Raw genomic sequence first — 19,603 nt, 5'->3', positions numbered from 1 at the left:
TATCTGGATGGATTTCGGTTAGCACAAATACCTAAGAAGCCTAAGCCTGTGGTGGTGGAGGAGGAGAATAAGAGTGGATAATCTGTCGGGGGTACATGCACACACCCACTTGCAGCGAAATCTGCCTGAACCCATTCGAGTTGGGGTAATTGGGGTTGGTAATATGGGCCAGCATCATACCAGGGTGCTGAGCCTGTTGAAGGATGTCGAATTGATCGGGGTTTCGGATGTCAATATCGAGCGGGGCCTGGATACTGCTAGTAAGTATCGAGTCCGCTATTTCGAGGATTATCGGGATTTACTCCGGCATGTAGATGCAGTCTGCATTGCAGTGCCGACAAGACTGCACCATTCCGTGGGTATGACCTGTCTGCAAGCAGGCATCCATGTTTTGATTGAAAAGCCGATCGCGGCCAGTATCAGTGAAGCAGAATCTCTGGTTAATGCAGCGGCTGAGTCAGGTTGTATCCTGCAGGTCGGACATATTGAGCGGTTTAACCCAGCCTTTCAAGAGTTGATTAAAGTCTTGAAAACTGAGGAGCTTCTGGCCCTGGAAGCTCATCGTATGAGTCCGTATTCCGATCGGGCGAATGATGTTTCAGTGGTGCTGGATTTGATGATCCACGACATCGACTTACTCCTGGAACTGGCGGGTGGTTCTGTGGTCAAGCTCACGGCGAGTGGTAGTCGGGCTTCTGATTCTGGCTATCTGGATTATGTCACTGCGACTCTCGGGTTCTCCAATGGAATTGTTGCGACCCTGACATCCAGTAAAGTGACGCACCGAAAAATCCGTCGGATTGCAGCCCATTGCAAAAATAGCTTGACCGAAGCAAACTTCCTGAACAGTGAGATTTTGATTCACCGTCAGATTACGGCAAACTGCACCACGGATTATGGTCATGTCCTCTATCGTCAGGACGGCCTGATTGAACGGGTCTCCACTAGCAATATTGAGCCGCTCCATGCTGAATTGGAGCATTTCGTCGGTTGTGTGCGGGGTGGGAGCCAGCCCTCTGTGGGTGGGGAACAGGCCCTGAAAGCGCTCCGTCTGGCCAGCTTAATTGAGCAAATGGCGCTAGATGGCCGCGTCTGGCAATCCAACGATCGAGAGTTCAACCATTCTGTGATGATGGCGTAATCTTGGGGGCGTTGCCTGCAACGCCTTTTGATTTTCTGTTCTACGGCAATCTGGGGTAAATCGCGGTGCAAATTCCATTGCTGACAACCCGATTCCCCTCAGGGCTCAGATGGATATGATCCCGATAGAGGCCCGCAGGATTTTGCTCTAACTTAAAAACAGTCAGCATATCCAAGTAGGGAAGGTTCTCTGCCTGGGTAAAGTCTAGCAAACGCTGGCGGGCCTTCAACTCATAGTCACGGGGACCTGGTGCTTCCACCTCTCTCAGCAGCGGTGTCATCACCAGCAAAAGTTGACCTCCGGCCTGGTTAACCCGTTGCTTCAGGGTCTGAATCGCCATCAGGTTGCTTCCTACCCGATCACCAGCTTCCTCCTGGAGCGATGTCAGAGCTGGATCAGGTTTGGGGCGAAAAACGTAGCGCCCCAGAAATTCTTCCATGGCCAGCCGGGGTTTGCGATCGGGGTAATTGACATCCCGACCTACAGCCAGGGAACTGGGAACTGTCGCAAATAAATCATCAGTATTGATAATCAAGACCACCATCTGGGATGCGAAGCTGCCGAACCGCTCCACATAGGCCAGTTGATTTCGAGGTCCCCAGGAATTTGCAGATGCATTGAGTACTTCGATCGGGCCATCCTGCTTGGCTGAAGACTGACCTTCCTGTAGCATCTGCCGCAACAATTCTGAAATGGTATCGGCCTGATCTGTCCACCATCCCCCATTTGCCACTGAATCTCCTAGCAGCATGACGCGCATTGTTCCAGCAGCCTTTTGCAAGCTGACTGGAGGGCTTCGCATGGAATAGGCATTAATTTCGATCCGATTGCCAAACCGCCGCACGCGCTGATTGGGAGCCAGCAGGTAACCGATCTGCGGGTCGGCAATATAAATGAGGGGATTGCCAAAGCCGAACAGTAGCCTTAATCCCGCTTCCACAAGCACCGTGGCGATGAGCAGCAGTGCGATCGCGATTAATACAATTTTCACAAATTTGATACCTGTTCCCAGGGTTGTATGGATTCCTCCCCATTGTATGAATTTGTCACCCGTGGGGACGTTGCAGGCAACGTCCCTAACGGGCTATACCATCAGGCCAAGTAGGACACTGTAGCCTGGGTTGCCTGCCACAGCTTGTAGATGTAGAACTCGCTACGATCGCTGGCAGCCGTGATAAAAGCACCCTCTTCAGCCTCCGCAGACTGAGCGATCCAGGTCCCTTGCAGGCTGATCTCCACATACTCAGCATCCACTGGGGTAATGCTAATGTGGCCGCTCTGCTCCAGTTGCAGGGCAGCTTCCAGTTGGGTCAGCCCCTCAACCCCGATCGGCAGCAGAAAAGAGGCCCGCCCTGGCTGCACATGCAGGGACTGTCCGCACCGGACTGCCAGCATGACGCGCTGGGCAATCAGGGCTTCCAGGGAGAGGGTGACCTGCTCCATGAACAGGCTGTTCTCGGTGTATTGCAGCTTCAGCATGGGTTATGCGTCTCCTTCAGGTTAGGGAGTAGGCGTGATGCAGCGTGGGTGGGTGCTCATGGTTAAATCCACCTTTCAAAATCCAGGTTCCAAAAACTAACCCCCGCTTCTGGATTCAGGAGCGGGGGCGAAAAGCTGTTGCGAGCTATTCTCGACCTATGGGAGCGCAAGCCTGGGCCTGCACCTCCCGCTCCTGTTGAATCGATCTTTGTTGAACCATCTCCGCAGGTTCTGTTGTTCAATGCTTCCAGCAATTTGGACGGTAACGGCGGGATTACCGCAAAAATAGACAGGCGTTCCCCCAAAACCTGACAACACAACCGGGCCGATCGGATGGTGACCGAATCGGTTATGGGTTGTGGGTTGTGGCATTGCGAGGAATAAAGCCAACATTAGAAGATCTGCCCCTCGAAAGAAATTGCAGGATTAGATTAATACTACAGGGTGTAGTACTGTTTTGTCTACTACAAGTTTTTTAATCCATTTCCCAGTTATCCCCAGAAAAGTAACCGGCCAGCCACTGCTCCACCTGAGTCAGCTCTCGCAACCGTCCCTGTTCTTCCAGGAGACGGGCTGCTTCTTGCCAGTCCTGTCGAGCCTGGGGTAGATCGCCCCGAGCGGAATAGACCTGGCCTCGTTGCAGATAGGCATCGGCATGGGTCGGATCTGCCTGGAGAATGGCTGTGAAATCTGCGATCGCCATCTGGGGATAGCCCAATTCTGCCAGTATCTGGCCCCGCTGCAACCAGAGATCTGCCTGTTTGGGATTGAGACGCAGGGCCTGCTCCATGTCGGTTGCCGCCACTATGGCTACATCTCCAGTAATGAGGGAGACGGCACTCCGGTAGAGGTAGGCGGACAACAGGCAGGGATTCACCTGAATGGCATGGCTAAAATCTCCGATCGCGCCAGTAAAATCCCCCTGGCGCGTCCGTACAATCCCCCGATGTAAATGGGCTTTGGTCAGGTTAGGGTTCAGGTGGAGCACATAGTCGAAATCCGCGATCGCCCCCTGCCGATAAAGGAACTGCTCCTCCGGAACCTGTTCTGCCTGTTGGGCCTGCAAGATGCCCCGCTCTACCCCAGCGGCCAGCAACCAGGGATTCATCTGCAGCGCATGGGTCAGATCGTCCAGAGCCCCCTTCTGGTCAGTCAGTTGAGCCCGAGCCAGACCTCGAATATAGTAATCCTCGGCTGAGCTGGGTTCCGATCTCAGTACCCGCTGGAAGTCTGCGGCGGCTCCTTCTTCATCCCCCTGCCGGGTTTTGGCCAGTCCCCGTTGCAGATAGGCAGCCGCAGAGTGGGGACTCACTTGAATCACCCGATCGAAGTCGTCAATGGCCCCCTGCAAGGCTCCCAATTCAATTCGCACGATCCCCCGACTGAGATAGGCCATGACGGAGTGGGGACTGAACTGCAAGAGCTGGTCAAAGTCAGCGATCGCGCCTTCCGCATCTCCCAGTTCGAATCGTACCTGCCCCCGATGGAGATAGGCTGAAACAGAATGGGGATTGAGTTGCAATTCCTGGGCAAAATCCTCCAGCGCCATCTTCTGGGCTCCCTGCTCGGCATGAAGCAGCCCCAGGTGAAGATGGGCTGTGGCAGTTTCGGGATTATTCTGCAGGGCCTGTTCAAAATCCAGAGCTGCCCGCTCTCGATCTCCAATTTTCTGAAAGATAATCCCGCGATTGAGGTAAGCTCCGGCTGGATTGGGGTTAATTTGCAGGGCCTGGTTGAAATCCTCCAGGGCTCCGGATTCGTCCCCCAATTCAATCCGCAGGGCGCTGCTCTCGATCAAAGCCATGGTCGAATGAGGATCAATGTCTAGCACATGATTGAGATCCGCGATCGCCCCCTGGTCATCTCCCATCTGTGCCCGAATCGTCCCTCGATTGAGGTAAGCCGTCGTTGAATGGGGGTCAAGGTCCAGCACATGATTGAAATCTGCGATCGCCCCCTCGCGATCGCCCAACTCGGCCCGGACCTGGCCCCGTTTCAGGTAGGCTGTCTCCGAGTGATGATTGGCTCGCAACACCCGATTAAAGTCCTCTAGTGCTTCCCGCTTATCCCCCAGTTCAGCCCGAACAACCCCCCGTTGCAGATAGGCCGCTGCCCGATCGGGATAAATTTGCAGAGCCTGGTTGAAATCCTCCAGGGCTCCGATCCGATCGCCCAGCTCAAACCGCACGGCACTCCGATCCAGATAGGCCGTGGCGTTTTGGGGGTCAATTTCCAGAACCCGATCGAAATCTGCAATTGCTTCCTGCCCATTCCCCAGTTCAATATGAACCATCCCTCGATTCAGGTACGCCCCAGCAGCATGGGGGTCCAGTTGCACTGCTCGGTCAAAATCCTCCAGGGCAGCCTGCTTGTCCCCCAAATTGGACTGCACAATTCCCCGCTGAATGTAAGCCGACACCGATCGGGGACTGAGTTGCAGGACCTGATTAAAGGACGCAATTGCCCCAGGCTGATCACCCAATTCGGCGCGAATCATCCCCAGTTGTAAATGGGCTTGCACCGAATGGGGATTGAGTTGGAGTGCCTGCTGGAAATCCGCAATTGCTCCAGGCCTGTCCTGGAGGATGGATCGCGCCATGCCCCGCTGGATATAGAGTGTAACTGAGTGAGGATTGAGCTGAAGGGCCTGATCGAAATCTTCCAGAGCTCCAACCCGATCGCCCAACTCTGCTCGCACTGCTCCCCGCTGTACCCGAGCCAGTAACGTCTTGGGGCTAATTTCCAGGGCTTGATCAAAATCACGAATGGCTGCCTCCCGATTGCCCCGTTCTGCCTGGAGAATCCCCCGTTGCACATAGGCCAGCACTGAGTTGGGGCTGATTATGATCGCCCGATTAAAGTCTTCCATCGCCCCAGCCCAATCACCCAACTCCGATCGGACGATCCCTCGTTGCACATAGGCCAGAACAGAATTTTCACTCAAGAGCAAGGCCTGATCAAAATCCTCTAGAGCTCCTTTTTTGTCTCGTAATTTCGATCGGACGATCCCCCGTTGCACATAGACGGATGCCGATCGGGGCTGCAGTTTTAGGGCCATATCCAAATCCTGCAGAGACTGGCTCTGATCTCCCAGTTCAGCGTGGGCCATCCCCCGATGTAGGTACACCTCCGCCACCTTAGGACTCAGATGGAGTACCTGGTCGAAATCTGCTATGGCTTGCCGATAGTCTCCCAACTCCAGGTAGACTTTGCCACGATTCAGATAGGCTCCAATAAACCGGGGAGACTGTTCCAGCGCCCTGGTCAGATCCTGAATTGCCCCTTCGTAATCCCCTTTCTGAACCCTGGCTAATCCCTGATTAAACAACTCTTCTACGGTATTCATAGGCATCAAATTTGGAAGGAAATTGCTTGCCTTTACCTGTCATTTTCCCTGTCTTGCTTGAGATATGGGGATTTGATCACAAAAGTCAATCATTTAGCCCATATTTTTTGCCCAGGTGTTACTTGGATCGTGGATTTAATAACTCCGAGATTTTCAGCCCTCACCCCCAACCCCCAACCCCTCCCCCTCTCCCGGCGGGAGAGGGGGCAGGGGGGTGAGGGCAAGCAGAAGTTTATCGGTGTTATTTAATTCTCATTCCTTGCAACGCTCGAATCTGAGATGCAGGAATAGGGGCGTTGCAAGGATGGCAGCATTGCAGGCAATGCCTCCACTATGGGGTGGGTTCTTCTGGTTTGGAATCCTCTGTTGTGGATGTAGGAGATTCTGGGGTATCCCCTGGGTCGGGGGTATCGGGGCCGAAGAGTTCCAGGAATTCTGGGAGATCGGGAGAGGGGCCTGTAAGGTCCGGGAGATCGGGAGCGGATGCTTCCGCTTCTACATCCAGATTCTCCAGTTTTGTCTCCGGTGCAACGACAACAGTGGAGACTTCTGGTGGCATCTCTGGACTGATGGCTTCAGGTTCATCGGCTTCGGGTTCGGTCACTTCCGGCGTGATAACCGCGCTGACTGATTCTGCAGGCGGGCTAACTGATTCTGCTTCCAGTTCAACCACCGTGACGCTGATGCTTTCCTCCATCAGGATAACCACATCCTCCGCTGGTTCCACAGGGGTTGCAATTATTTCAGGTGAGGCCAGTTCTGGTTCTTCCTCCCAATCCTCTGTGGGTGAGGCTGCCGAGCTAGAGGGGGTGCGATCGAGAACGATCGTGGGTCGCTTGGGTTTGCGCCCGGTCAAGTTGCGGAACAACTGCACGCCGCCTAACCGCAGGCTGTTCAGAATTTCCCTGGCGGTTTCCAGGGGACTGGCCGTTGCTGCCATTTTGGGGCTGGAAGTAGGGACTGGGACTGGAGTCTCAGCAGCGGCGGGAGTCGATTCCGAGAACATCTCTGGCTCCCCTGGTTCTCCCAGGTCATCCAGGGCTGCATCCACTTCAGCCTCTGTCAGTTCAGACTCAGCCGGAGCCACATCCGGCGGTACCTCCACAAGGGGAACGGCATCTACTGGAGTTGGCAGTTCCTGGGTTGCAGGACGCTCCGGCAGGAAATCCTCTCGCCGCCAATCGACGGGCTTTTCAGCGGAGGGTGAGCTTCGGGTTGAGAAAATCCCGGCCAGGGTTGCCACCAGCCACTGGGCCCGATCGCCTAGCTGCAACACAAAAGACCCCTGTTCTGGCACTGTCCGTTGTTCTGGGGCCGTCAGTTCCCAGCGCAGTTTCAGAGTCTGCCAACCCAACCAGCCCAGAAGTGCCACACTGGCTGTTTGTCCCAACAGCAGGCCCCCTCTAATCTGGCCTGCACAGACCCACAGCACCAGGGCATAGAACAGCCCTACACCACTCCAGATAAAATCCTGCTTCCGGTGAACTTCCGGGTAGAAGAAGGCAGCCATATAGAGGGCAAAGCTACCAAAACCAACGGCTAAAGCCAGAACGTAGGCAAGCATAGGGTTGAAGCTCCCTGGCAGAGTTGAGTTACTACAAATCTACTCCTGAAGGGGTTCAAAAATTTAAAGTTCAAAGTTCAAAATTCTTAAAAGACGCTTTGCCAGAAAGGTTCTGTTTTTACCCACAGCAACGGTCAAATTTTGCAGAGCAGTTTGGTCGGACGCGGGTTGTCCTCCAGCAGGGGTGCAAGGGGCTGGTCCCCTGCAAAAAGATGAACTTCCCAGTCACAGCGTATAAGTCAGACCCTCCACAATCATCCCCGGAACCTGAACTCCTCCTGCTTCCCGGCTCCCATAGGTGCCAATATTGGGGATGAATTCCTGGTAATCGGTCAAAGCCAGCAAGTTTTCGCCCCAAAACCGATACAGGCTGTCATCAAACCGAAGATTCTCGATCGGCCCCACCATCTCTCCCTCTTCCACCCAGAAACAGGCATAGCGCGTCATTCCCGTAATCCGCCCTGTGGGCCGATCGCTCCAGTTCAGATAATGCAGGTTCGAGACGTAGAGCCCTGTTCCCAGGGTCGGCAGAATCTGGTCAGGAGCCAGGTGACCCGGCCTGATCTGGGGCGATCGTAACCATTCCCCACCAGCCGCCCCATTGGGCGTCAGGCCATATTCCCGGGCCGTCCGGGAACTGATCAATGTCTGCTTCAATTGCCCTGCCTCAATCAGGGACAATTCCAGGGGAGCCACTTCTCCAAACTCATTGAACCGGGGTACCAGCCCCGACTCAAAGTTCTCATCCAGGTAAAACAGGGGAGACAATTGCTTCTCCCCCCGCCGCAAAATTCCCAGGCAACTGCTGCCCTGTTGCAGAGCCGCCTCGCTCACTCCGCCCCAGGAGAGCATTCCCACCAGATCGGCTACGGCTGCCGGTGCCAGGTAAGTACGATACTGCCCCCGCGCCACCGATCGGACCGATCGGGAGAGTAAGGCGAGCTGGACCCTGGAATCCTGCAACCGGGCCTCACAAGCAGCCCCATCCCAATCTCCTCCGGCCAGAGTTCCCTTCACAGCCTGACCCTCTGGCGTAAATAGGGAGTAATCCAGGCTGTAGGAATCCGTCGAGAACCAGTGCTTCTGTCCCGCAGAATCGGCATATCCCCGCATCAAGGTCCCAGCAGCGTAGATGCCGGTGAAATCCAGATCGGCAACCCAGGGCAATAGGGTTGGTACCACGGCATCAGGGGCCAGAAGCTTTCCTTGATGCACGGCCTGACTGTTAGTTTTGCCCAGGGGCAGAACCTGATAGGGGTCTACGGGCAATTGAGGAAGTTCCTGGCGGAGTTGTGCCATTGCTTCATCCACCTGGGGCCAATCGATTTCCCAGTTGCCAGTAAAAGGGAACTCCCGGAAACCCGTGCGACCCTCTCGCATCAGATACAGGGTCAGGCTCCCATCATTCACCCAACCGGTCTGACGCACCCTAGCCCGATTGAAGCGGGTAAACTGACTCTGCTCACTGGCCAATCTGAGGGTAAAGTGCTCTCCAGACTGGCATGCTGATTGGAGTGTGGTGGCAAGGCGATCGAATGTCAGTTGGACCATAACCATTCAAATTCCGTGGTATAAATGTAAAAGTTTATGAATGCTCTGATGCGGTAGATTTCGGGCATTACCACTTTAAGAGCAGAAAGTAAAGAACAGCACAAAGTATTCACACAAGCGTACAGCAAGTTTACTCTGCCATTGCCTCGGTGAGACTGGCAGGATTTGCCATGGGTTTGTGTGGCAAAGACTACTCATCCCTTCATGGAGATTTGGACCTTAGTACATGACTGCAACGACGGAAAAGTTCGCAAACGCTTCGATTCCTTCAGTCGATAGTGATTTTCAACTGAAAGATGTGATCAAAACGCTCCCTCAGGAGTGCTTTCAGAAAAGTCCCAGAAAAGCCTGGACTACTGTTCTGCTCAGTGTTTTGGCAGTTTGCTTGGGATATATCGGGATTGCAGCCGCTCCCTGGTTTCTTCTCCCCTTCGCCTGGATTTTTGCAGGCACCGCCCTGACCGGTTTCTTCGTCATTGCCCATGACTGTGGACATCGATCGTTTGCTAAGCAACGTTGGGTTAACGATTGGGTCGGCCATATTTTGATGCTTCCCCTGATTTATCCATTTCATTGCTGGCGACTCAAGCATGATCATCACCACATTCACACGAATAAGTTGCATGTGGATAATGCCTGGGAACCCTGGACCGCTGAAATTTATGTCGGGCTTAATCCCTTCATGAAATTGTTCTATCAGGCTCTGCGGGGTCCATTCTGGTGGTTAGGGTCGATTGCCCACTGGGCAACCGTGCACTTTCAACCCTCTAAATTTGCGGAACGGGATCGGGGCAAAGCCAAAGTCTCGATCGCGGCTGTCGTCATCTTTGGAGCGATTTTCTTCCCCACGCTGATTCTGACCACTGGTCTCTGGGGCTTTGTCAAGTTCTGGCTGCTGCCCTGGCTGGTGTACCACTTCTGGATGAGCACCTTCACCCTGGTTCATCATACGGATACTCAGGTGCAGTTCCGTCCGGTTGAGACCTGGAATGAGTTTGAGGCCCAACTCCACGGAACGGTTCACTGTGATTATCCCCGCTGGGTAGAACTCCTCTGTCATGACATTAATGTGCATATTCCCCATCACATCTCTGTAGCCATCCCCTCCTACAATTTACGGTTGGCCCACGCATCGATCGAGCACAACTGGGATAGTTACCTGGTGAAACGCAAGTTTTCCTGGGCCTTGATGAAAGATATTGTGACCAAGTGCCATATCTACCATCCTGAGAAAGCTTACCAATCCTTCCAAGAGACGGAATCTCATCAACCAGGTGAAACACTAATCTGAAAACGGCAGGAATGTGGTGTACCACGTTCCAATAGTTATATCGGCCCCTGATCGTCTCCCCGACCATCAGGGGTTTTTCCAATCTGGGTACAATTCATAACATGACATATCCCGTGGATATCCCCAAGCAACGGTTTCTTGGTTTCTCACAATATGGACAGTTCCATCACTTTGGCCTGGGAAGCGGCAGTTAAGGCAATCCAGGCAATCTCCCGTGAAACTCAACTGGATGGCCTGCTTTCCACGGTCATGAACTTGGTGATGGATTATGCTGCAGCCCAGAAAGGAGCCATTTTCCTGAAGCAAGGAGAAACCTGGACGATCGGGATTCATTGCACTACCCCTCAAGCCTGTACCTTACAAGCCACACTTTTAGAAAGCTGCCCAGATCTTCCCGCAACTCTGATTCAGGCGGTTATCCACAAAGCAGAGCCCCTGTTCCTGGAAGATGCAGCCATGCCTGTCTCCGATACTACCGATCCATATCTGCAGCAGCATCGCCCTGGAAATCGGCTGGGTCTGCCCATGGGCAATCCAGACAACCTGCTTGGTGTTCTGTATCTGGAGGATCTCTTTACACCCTCCCCTCAGATGATCGAAGGGCTCTGTCTGCTTTGCTCCCAGGCAGCTATTTGTCTGGAAAATGTCTACCGGTATCGGCAATTAGAAGCCCGATCTAAAACCCTAGAGATGAGGCTGGAAGAGGTAATCCAGCCCTTCACCCCTGGACCTAGCCCAGCCCTAACCCAACCGGAGAATCTGCAGGGGGCGGCTAAACTTAAACAGATTAAGGCCGCCCTGCAGGAAAGTGAGGCCAAAAATCTTGCCCTCCTCAGTGCCCTCCCTGATCTGGTCATGCGGGTCAACCGGGAGGGGATCTACCTGGACTTTATTGCTACCAAAAACTTCCGTGTTATTGGTGAAACTGGAGATTTCATTGGTACCCGGGTGGATGAGAGTTTGCCCCCAGTACTGGCTAAACGACGCATGCAAGCCATCCATCAAGCTCTGGAAACGGGCAAGATTCAAATCTACGAACAAGATATCGAAGTAGACGACCACATTCAAACTGAGGAAGTCCGGGTGGTGACCTGTGGCAGAGATGAGGTTCTGCTGGTTGTCCGGGATATTACCGATCGCAAACGGGTAGAAAAAGCCCTGCGGGAAAGCGAGGCTACCAATCGGGCGATCGTCCAGGCGATTCCCGACTTGCTGGTCCACGTGTCACAGGAGGGGCAGTATCTCAGTCTGAGTGGTGGTCGGGAGGTCAAAGTTCTTTATCCCTTCCCTAATTCAAGGCTTGCCGATCTCCTGCCTGCGCCCATTGCCCAACAACAGTATCAGGCCATTCAGCAGGCTATTACCACTGGAGAACTCCAGGTCTTGGAGCAGGAAATGCTCCTGAATGACGGACCTAATTATGAAGAAGTTCGAGTGGTGCCCTGTCAGCAAGAGACAGCCCTGCTGATCGTTCGTAATATTACCGATCGTAAGCAGGCTGAGCGGGCCTTGCAGAGTCTGCTGAAAGGGACTGCTGCAGTGACAGGTGAAGCTTTTTTCCCAGTCCTGGCCCAGCAGATTGCCCTAGTTCTGAACGCATCGCATGTTTTTATTGCGACTCAGTCTGGTCAACAACTAGACACCCTGGGATTGTGTATTGATGGTCAGGTCCAGCCCAATATCTCTTACCCCCTGCCCCAATCTCCCTGGGAAGTGACCCTGCAGCAGGGGTTTTATTTCTCTAACAGTCAGATGCAGCAGTTATTTCCCCATACCTCCATGTTAAGGGAACTGCGGGCAGAGAGCTATCTGGGGGTGGCCATGCACAATGGGGAGGGTAGGGCGATCGGAATTTTGAGTCTGCTCAACAGCCAACCCCTGACGAATCGGGAATATGTCGAAACCCTGCTGCGCATCTTTGCCGCCAGAGCAGCGGCAGAACTGGAACGCCTGCAGGCTCTGGCCGATCTCCAGACTGCCAAAGCAGTTGCAGATGCTGCCAATCAGGCCAAAAGTGATTTTCTGACCAACATGAGTCATGAATTGCGTACCCCCCTGAATGGCATTCTGGGCTTTGCTGAGATTTTGCAGCGGGATGCCACCCTGACTGCTAAACAGAAAGAGGGCCTCAATACGATTTATCAGTGTGGCTCCCATCTCCTGACCCTGATCGGAGATATCCTCGATCTGGCTAAAATTGAAGCCAGAAAACTGGAGCTTCAACCTGCTCCAGTGCAGCTTGAGCGTTTATGCCATAGCCTGGTGCAAATTGGGCATCTGAAAGCCACCCAGAAAGACCTGTTCTTTTCCTTCCAGGTCCCTACTTCCCTGCCTGCAGTGGTTCATACCGATGAAAAGCGCCTGCGTCAGGTGCTGATGAATCTATTAAGTAACGCGATTAAGTTTACTGCTTCCGGGGGGGTGACCTTTACGGTCAGCCCGGTGGCCCCTACTTCGGAGGATCACGAGGGCATCGGGCCGATCGTTCGACTGCGCTTTCAGGTGGAAGATACCGGTATTGGTATCGGTTCGGAAGATCTGAACAAAATCTTCCTCCCCTTTGAACAGGTGGGAAGTTTACACCAGCAGGCCGAGGGGACGGGCCTGGGACTGTCTATCAGTCAGGAGATTGTGCAGATGATGGGTAGCCACCTCCAGGTGGAAAGTGTCCTGGGTCAGGGCAGCACCTTCTGGTTTGAAGTCAATCTGCCCCTGGGCAGTCAGAGCAGTCTTCCAGGAACGTCCGCATCATCTCAGAGAGTCGTGGGGTACGAAGGCGACACCCGCAAGATTCTGGTGGTGGACGATCGCTGGGAGAATCGGGAAGTCTTCAGCCACCTCCTGCACCCGCTGGGTTTCATCCTGATGGAGGCAGAAAATGGGCAGCAGGGTTTTGAAACTGCGATCGTCTGGCAGCCCGATCTCATCATCACGGATTTGCGCATGCCAGTGATGGATGGCTTTACCCTGGCCCGCCAGATACGGCAGACTCCTGACCTGCGATCGATGCCGATCCTGGCCTGCTCGGCTGATGTGGCTGAGGTGGTCCATCGGCAAAGCCAGGAAGCTGGATGCAATGCTTTTCTCCCCCGTCCGGTTCAGGTGCAGGATTTGCTGGACCAGTTACAACATCACCTGAAATTAGTTTGGGTATATGACACCCTTCCGACCCAGGATCCTATTCCAGTCACAACCCAGATCAGCAACTCTTCGCCATCTCCCTGGGTGGTTCCACCCCAGCAGGAACTGGTGACGCTGCAATTTGTGACCTATATCCTGGATCAGCAGGCTGTTAAAGAGGAAGTGAATCGACTTGAACAGCTAGACCCCCGATACCATGCCTTTGCCCAACGAATTCAGCAACTGGTCCATGAGTTTGAGTTTGAGGAAATCCTCAAGATCATCCAGTCGGATCTGGCAAGCTAATCCTTAACCAGTGACTGGAATGAAATTGTCAGGGTGCCCCGATCGCCATCCAGGCGCACCGGCACCCCGACAGGCAACGCTGCATTGGGACCATCGTGGCCGAAGGGCAGGTCGGCGACGATCGGAATCCCTAGATCGGAGAGGCGATCGTGCAACACCTCCTCCACGGTGAAACTGGGGATATGGGCTGGGGCCTGACAATGGCTGAAGCGGCCCAGGGCAATTCCCTGAACCTGGCGTAAGGCTCCGCTCAACCGCCATTGGGTGAGCAAACGATCGATGCGATAGGGGGCTTCTGTTACGTCTTCCAGGGCCAGGATTACCCCGGCCAAATCCGGTTGTAGGGGAGTATGAAGTAAATGGGTGGCCACAGTCAGATTTGCAGGCAGCAGGAGCCCCTCTGCATGACCGCCCCCCCAACCCTGGCCGATCAGAGGTTCCGTCAACCCTCGACCTTCTACCCAATCAAATAACCGCTGTTGGGACCAATCCGGTTCCTGGGCTAGGGTCGTCAGCAAGGGACCATGAATGCCAGAAATGCCCTGTTGACTCAGACTCCAGAGCAAACTGGTGACATCGGAAAACCCGATCAGCCACTTCGGGTCTATCTCTGGCCAGGTCCAATCCTCCAACAGACGCATCCCCCCGTACCCACCCCGGACACAGAGAATGCCCCGGCAATCCGGGTCTTTCAGGGCCGTCAGCAGTTGCAGACGACGGTTTTCATCGCTACCAGCCAGGTAGCCCCAGCGATCGTCATGACCAGAGCCCAAGATCAGCGAATAGCCCCGCGATCGCCAGACCTCTAGCCCCCGGTGAAATGCCTCCAGTTCTCGCAGAGCACCACTGGGAGCCACCACATGCAATCGATCGCCCGGTTGTAAGGGAGCAGGAATGTGACAGGGCTTCATGGTTCTTCGTTGCTGGTTTTCAGTTGCACATAGACCAGGAGGAACGCCACGATCAGTAAGCCAGTTGCCGCTGCTGCCGCATAACCAAAATCAAACTGGGCAAAAGCCTGGTCATAAATGTAGTACACCAGCAGATTGGTCGCATTCAGGGGACCTCCCCCCGTAATCACATAAACCTGCTCAAAACTCCGCAGGGTAAAGATGGTCGTGGTGACTGTGGCAAAGATCAGGGTTGGCCGCAGACCGGGGAGGGTAATATGCCAGAACCGCTGCCATACCCCGGCCCCATCCATCATGGCGGCTTCGTAGAGGCTGGCAGGAATCGTTTGTAAACCAGCCAGAAACACGACCATATTGAAACCCAGTTGCTTCCAGGCACTCAGCAGGATTAAGACCGGCATAGCCCAGACTGTACTACCCAGCCAGGGAATAGGATTCACACCAAACCCAACCAGAACTGCATTAACCCAACCATCGGTTTGAAATAACCAGCGAAATCCTAGCCCTACTGCCACCAGGGAGGTGATCGAAGGGATGAAGTAGGCGGTACGGAATAATCCCCGCAGGAGGAAGGTCCGATTCAGCAGGAGAGCCAATCCCAGAGGAATGACCAGGCTAGGCAAAACGGTTCCGATCGTGAAATAGACCGTATTCCCCACCACCTGCCAGAAGTCTGGACTGAGCAAGAGTCGCCAGTAGTTACGTAGACCCACCCAATGGACACCCCCACGGGTGAAACTGCCCTGGGTAAAACTGAGATAGAACAGGTTAGCGATCGGCCACAGGGTAAACACCATCAGCAGAGCCAGGGCAGGAGCCAAAAAGATCCACCCTGTTACCACTTCTGCATATTGGCTCAGCCGCGCTCCTGGTTTTTTCTGCACAGTCTCCATGACGATCGTCCCGCATACGACGGACCTCCTACACTTTACAGGCTTTGAGACGGGGCGCGAGGCTCCTATCCCAGAACCAACCGGTAATACCCCCTTGCTGACCGGTCCACAGGGCAAACGTGGGCAGATGGCCTTTAGGAGCCTGGAGATTAAACGTCAGGTTATCATAGCTCAGGATGCGCAGCCTGAGTAAACTACCCGGCGGTTCGTCTATCACAGCCCAGCCTACCCGTCGCCAGAAAGCGCTCACAGGGTCCTTAGAGTCCTTCTGTCTTTCTTCCAGAAAGATTCGGTTTTGGATGGCCCAACCAAAGTGACCGTTGCTGTACTGCTCCCAAAGTGCATTGATGGTGATCAGATCAGAACAGGGAATTTTTTCCTTGGTCCAATTTCGCCAGCGATCGGAATCGGGTTGATCCAGGGGAGCGATCTGTAGCATTAATCTTCTCGTTTCCAGGTCAGCCTCTTTAAACTTGCCCGCACCCAGGAGATCTTTTAACTTACGATATCGAGTCCCGATCTTCAGCTCTACGGAAACTGGCGTAGTCGTAGAAGGAAGGGCTGGAGGTAGTTCTACCCTGGTGGAAGACGGTGAACTCTGGGATGCCTGTACTGGGACAATGTTAGAACTTTGGGCTAGTGATCCAGATTGTTGCAAGGGTTGACAGGCAATTGCTGAGATGGATAAGGTGATCAGACTCAATCTTAGAGGAAATTTCAGGGCCATTAAACCGCTCCAGTTGCGAGGTGATATAAACTGCCACAAGAGCAAACTGAAATATTTCCGAGCCTTATTTAATCCCCGTCATGGCAATTCCCCGGATGAATTGTCGCTGACCAATCAGGAACAGCAACACGATCGGCATCGTAGCAATCACAACCGCTGCCATCAAGAGTGCCCAGCTACTGGTAAATTGCTCCTGAAAACTGGCCAGAGCCAGTTGGACGGTGATCAGTTCTGGTCGAGTTGTGAACACCAGAGGTTTGAACAGGTCATTCCATTCTCCAATGAATGTAAATAAGAAGAGGGTGACCAGGGCTGGACGAGCCAAGGGCAGCATGATCTGCCAAAGAATTTCCAACCGGCTGGCCCCATCCAGCACAGCAGCTTCCTCCAGTTCGATCGGAATCGTCAGGAAATATTGTCGCAAGAGGAAGATCCCGAAGCCATTTACAGCCGTAGGTAAGATCAATGCTCCATAGGTGTTGATCAGGTGCCCCCATTTCAGCACCAGAAAAATGGGAATCACCAGCATCTGGAAGGGAATCACCAGCGTCGCCACAAAGATCAGTAACACCAGTTGCCGACCAGGGAACCTCAATCGGGCCAGGGCATAACCCGCCAGGGCGGAGGTAAACACCTGACAGGCTGTCACCGCCAGTGCCACCAGGGTGGAGTTAGCAAATGCCAGGGGAAAATGGCCTCGCCACCAGGCTTCTCCATAATTGCTCCAGGAGAGTCCCTGGGCGGCAATCTGGGCCAGGTAAGGCCCCAGTCCCTGAGCCAGAGTTGCACCTGGAGGGGCCAGGGAATTCAGGACCATCGCTCCCAGGGGTAGCAATACCAGACCCGCCCCGATCGCCAGGAGGAAAAAATTCAGTCCTTCCAACAGAATGGACAGGTAACGAGAGGGCGTGACCAAACCTGTGGATTTGGAACTGGATTGAGGTGAAGCAAGATCATTGCCAGGGAATCTATCAGACATGGTTGGTTTTAACAAGCCTCACCCTGAAATTTTATCGGATGTAGAAGACAGACTTGTGGACCTTATTCCCCCGCTTTTCAATCTTGTGCCAGGAACTCTGGTCATTCATCGGAACCCAGCGCCGCTCTTCCCGACGATAATGCCAGTCAATATCGTTCTGGTAATAGACCTGAATATTTCGGCCCTCTAAAATGTTCAGGATTTCGTTGTTGTGGTAATTGTGTTCATCAAAATCTGTCAGGGCCTTCTGGCCCATTTCGGAATAGAGTTTGTTGAGTTCCAGCAAGAGATCATTAATCTTGGGATTGAGGGGACTGACATTCAGGCCCACATTTTTGGCTTCCCGCAGCGTGATGGGGTAGGAATGGGACGGGTAGCTGGAATTCAGATGATGGCTGATCTTCTCTGCCAGCGGCTTATCTTGCATGTGATAGGACAGAATTTCCGTACAGAGTTGAATCGAGAGGGAACTGGCCCGATCGACCGCCCCAATTACCAGGGGATGAACCTGTTGAAATAGGGCCTGGTAAGGATTGGTATCGTTAGCTTTTGCTTCTCTACGCCAGAGATTAATCACCCGTGTCAGTTCATCCTGACTCACCGAAACCAGATTGTTGTAGGAATCCACCGGGGACATTTCATGGGTGATGGAGGTATCGACGGCAGTCAGATAAGCCAGAGGCCCCATGTGAATGCTATCGGCCCCGAGGGCGATCATGGTCGCGGCGGACGCGCAGACCAGGGGCACCAGAGCCGTCAGATGGGAGGTGTAATGCCGGAGGAGATGCACGATTCGCAGGGAAGCCCGACCCGATCCCCCATCTGACTTAATGAAGAGAATAATTTCATTTTTGGTGCCGATCTTCTGCAGCACTTCATACAGCCCAATCACGTCATTCTGGCAAACGCTCCCATTGGGGGAAGTCCAATAGCTGAGGAAGGTGGCATCTAACTCCTCTTCAATCTGTTCGATAATCTTCTGGGTTTTATCAAACAGAATCGGCGGTTTATTCAGTTTCTTGCCATTTTCGGGTTTGAGATTTTCACTGCCTTCAGCAATGTCATTCATTGGGGGGAGTCAGTAAAGAACAGATTGTGAGGAGAGCAAAGTATAACGCCTGATCAGGAGGCTGTCTTTAAATTTGATGACAATTTAACAATTCCCGGCGCAGAGGATGTCTGACAAGGTTCTACTGTTCCCTTGAATCCATCCGATTGGGTGAATCTATGATTTATACCCATGGGTTGAATCGCGGTGGTCGGGGAGTCCAGAGTCCTTTGGATGGAGTTGCATGGCCCGTTGCGATCGCATGGGCTACCCCTGCAATGTAATCGCAAAGCCAACCATTCGAGTGCGCCCTATGGAAAACATGACAAGCATAGGATGCATTCGAATGTATCCCTTGCACATTCGAATGCGTTCTATGGACAATGCTTCAAGCATAGAGACCATTCAAATGTGCGGCGGAGGCAGTCCAAAGCGATCGCCCTACTGTCCTTCTGCATAGTCTGCAATTAACAATGGATTGTGCTGCAATCTCAATGTAAAGCGCTGCAATAGAATTGTTTGTTGCAACTATGTTTTAGCCGCACGTCCAACTCAGAAAGATCTTCAACAGCAAGGCAACCTACCTCAGAAAGAGGTAGCAGCCTCTGATGGGAGAGACTACAGTTGCCCTAAGAAATCAGAGGAGTACACTCATCTACTCTGAACCAGCGCTTGCGGCCATGCTTGACCTTGACTAAGACCCGACCCGGAATCCACCAGGGTGGCGGAATCACAACCCCCTGACGGCCATTGGGAAGCATGACTGATGTACCAGGAATGATTGACATACTGACCTCAATGCAAAAACAGGGGATTGGGATTTACAGCGAGGATTAACCCGCATATGGGCGGCTACTCTGGCAACCTGCTAGTTGCTTAGCTTGATGACAAACTGCCTCAAGCCCTGCCATCCAGGAAGGGGCCACAACTATGGGCAAAAATGAGAAAACATTCTTTCCAGCCCTGCCAATTTTTCGGGTCAGCTACCCAACGATCTCCGGTCAGTCCTGCAAAAGCCTGACTGACAGAAAAACTGGATGAATGTAAAGAAAATCTGAATAATGTTAAAAGTTTAACTGGTCTTTATATTTCCTCTAAGGTTTTACATATTTATTTACACTAAACCAGGTGGCTCAATTAACTTGAGCATCCGTGTTAAGGGGCAGGCTCGCAACCCTTGGGTCATTAATCTGACTCGATTCCTTAATTCGGCGCTGCTGAATAGAAGGATGATTTTCGTGCTTGAG

General features: G+C 53.3%; 14 protein-coding genes. 3 read left to right on the top strand and 11 right to left on the bottom strand.

From position 1 onward, the window contains the following. Positions 1–73 precede the first annotated feature (73 nt). Complete coding sequence (locus tag BST81_RS13240; protein WP_075598962.1) at positions 74–1,141, top strand: Gfo/Idh/MocA family oxidoreductase; 1,068 nt, start codon at positions 74–76, stop codon at positions 1,139–1,141. A 40-nt stretch (positions 1,142–1,181) separates the two neighbouring features. Here the strand turns inward: BST81_RS13240 and BST81_RS13235 are convergent, their stop codons facing one another. The 5 genes from BST81_RS13235 to BST81_RS13215 form a co-directional block, all read right to left on the bottom strand. Then, positions 1,182–2,132 carry an SGNH/GDSL hydrolase family protein gene (locus tag BST81_RS13235; RefSeq protein ID WP_075598961.1) on the bottom strand — a complete coding sequence of 317 codons (951 nt, stop codon included), beginning with the start codon at positions 2,130–2,132 and terminating at the stop codon, positions 1,182–1,184. A 101-nt stretch (positions 2,133–2,233) separates the two neighbouring features. After that, positions 2,234–2,620, bottom strand: a complete 387-nt coding sequence (locus tag BST81_RS13230) for an alr0857 family protein (RefSeq protein ID WP_075598960.1) — start codon at positions 2,618–2,620, stop codon at positions 2,234–2,236. A gap of 475 nt (positions 2,621–3,095) precedes the next feature. Continuing rightward, positions 3,096–5,966, bottom strand: a complete 2,871-nt coding sequence (locus BST81_RS13225; RefSeq protein ID WP_075598959.1) for a tetratricopeptide repeat protein — start codon at positions 5,964–5,966, stop codon at positions 3,096–3,098. A 331-nt stretch (positions 5,967–6,297) separates the two neighbouring features. Beyond that, positions 6,298–7,530: a Ycf66 family protein gene (locus tag BST81_RS13220; protein ID WP_075598958.1), complete on the bottom strand. Its 1,233-nt coding sequence runs from the start codon at positions 7,528–7,530 to the stop codon at positions 6,298–6,300. A 225-nt stretch (positions 7,531–7,755) separates the two neighbouring features. Then, positions 7,756–9,081 carry a TldD/PmbA family protein gene (locus tag BST81_RS13215; protein ID WP_143780331.1) on the bottom strand — a complete coding sequence of 442 codons (1,326 nt, stop codon included), beginning with the start codon at positions 9,079–9,081 and terminating at the stop codon, positions 7,756–7,758. A gap of 226 nt (positions 9,082–9,307) precedes the next feature. On the opposite strand from BST81_RS13215, the gene BST81_RS13210 reads away from it, so the two are divergent. Further along, positions 9,308–10,372 carry a fatty acid desaturase gene (locus tag BST81_RS13210; protein WP_075598956.1) on the top strand — a complete coding sequence of 355 codons (1,065 nt, stop codon included), beginning with the start codon at positions 9,308–9,310 and terminating at the stop codon, positions 10,370–10,372. 153 nt (positions 10,373–10,525) lie between these two features. After that, positions 10,526–13,798, top strand: coding sequence for an ATP-binding protein (locus BST81_RS13205; RefSeq protein WP_075598955.1), 3,273 nt, complete (start codon positions 10,526–10,528; stop codon positions 13,796–13,798). Here the strand turns inward: BST81_RS13205 and BST81_RS13200 are convergent. The 6 genes from BST81_RS13200 to BST81_RS28090 form a co-directional block, all read right to left on the bottom strand. Further along, the gene (locus BST81_RS13200; protein ID WP_075598954.1) at positions 13,795–14,709 is read right to left on the bottom strand and encodes an LD-carboxypeptidase; all 915 of its coding nucleotides are present in this window, start codon (positions 14,707–14,709) and stop codon (positions 13,795–13,797) included. The genes BST81_RS13205 and BST81_RS13200 overlap by 4 nt on opposite strands. Continuing rightward, positions 14,706–15,602, bottom strand: a complete 897-nt coding sequence (locus BST81_RS13195) for a sugar ABC transporter permease (RefSeq protein WP_075598953.1) — start codon at positions 15,600–15,602, stop codon at positions 14,706–14,708. The genes BST81_RS13200 and BST81_RS13195 overlap by 4 nt, the downstream gene beginning before the upstream one ends. Positions 15,603–15,630: 28 nt before the next feature. Further along, entirely contained in the window at positions 15,631–16,329 is a 699-nt protein-coding gene (locus BST81_RS13190; RefSeq protein ID WP_075598952.1) for a GUN4 domain-containing protein, read from the bottom strand. Positions 16,330–16,393: 64 nt separating this feature from the next. Beyond that, positions 16,394–17,308 carry a carbohydrate ABC transporter permease gene (locus tag BST81_RS13185; RefSeq protein ID WP_083636844.1) on the bottom strand — a complete coding sequence of 305 codons (915 nt, stop codon included), beginning with the start codon at positions 17,306–17,308 and terminating at the stop codon, positions 16,394–16,396. Positions 17,309–17,339: 31 nt separating this feature from the next. Beyond that, positions 17,340–18,377 (bottom strand): ATP-dependent Clp protease proteolytic subunit, encoded by a 1,038-nt coding sequence (locus tag BST81_RS13180; protein WP_075598951.1) that lies wholly within the window; start codon positions 18,375–18,377, stop codon positions 17,340–17,342. A gap of 608 nt (positions 18,378–18,985) precedes the next feature. Beyond that, entirely contained in the window at positions 18,986–19,144 is a 159-nt protein-coding gene (locus BST81_RS28090) for a hypothetical protein (RefSeq protein ID WP_171974753.1), read from the bottom strand. Positions 19,145–19,603 lie beyond the last annotated feature (459 nt).

Origin of the sequence: Leptolyngbya sp. 'hensonii' (genome assembly GCF_001939115.1) — a bacterium.
Lineage (GTDB): Bacteria > Cyanobacteriota > Cyanobacteriia.
Note: the sequence above shows the minus strand (reverse complement) of the source record. Positions and strands in the feature narration are given on the sequence as shown.